The following is a 409-nucleotide window of genomic DNA, read 5'->3' as shown; positions in this document are numbered from 1 at the left end:
GGATTGTGCCGCCTCGCTTCGTTCGCGTGGCACTTTGCCGCCGCCGGAAAGGGAATCGTCGACAGCCGCGACCTCGCCTTCTATGCCGCGGCGACTGCCTTCTTCCTCGCCTCGACCGTCTTCTTGCCCGAAAGCCACAGCGCCGCATTCGCCAAAAAATCGAGGTTCAGACCGGTGCCGGTGTAGCGCAGCATTTGGTCGGCGGCGAAATACTGGTCCGCCACGACGACCGCCCGCGCGGAAACACTGCCCTGCCCCGAAAAAACGCCCTCTTTCGCCGCCGCGGGACAAGGGAATAGGGAAAACGCCGGCGGACGCCGCAATAGGCGAGCCTGCCGGGGATATCTTTATGATAGATTCGACGTATATCAAGGCACACGCGGACGCATGCGGGGCACAAGGCGGCAGT

Annotated in this window: 1 protein-coding gene; it reads right to left on the bottom strand. The window is 63.1% G+C overall.

Going from position 1 to position 409, the window contains the following annotated elements; all coding sequences use genetic code 11:
• Positions 1-80 precede the first annotated feature (80 nt).
• Positions 81-323 carry a hypothetical protein gene (locus AWU74_RS08730; protein WP_062328873.1) on the bottom strand — a complete coding sequence of 81 codons (243 nt, stop codon included), beginning with the start codon at positions 321-323 and terminating at the stop codon, positions 81-83.
• Positions 324-409: the final 86 nt, after the last annotated feature.

The organism is Treponema endosymbiont of Eucomonympha sp. (genome assembly GCF_001028545.1).
Note: the sequence above shows the minus strand (reverse complement) of the source record. Positions and strands in the feature narration are given on the sequence as shown.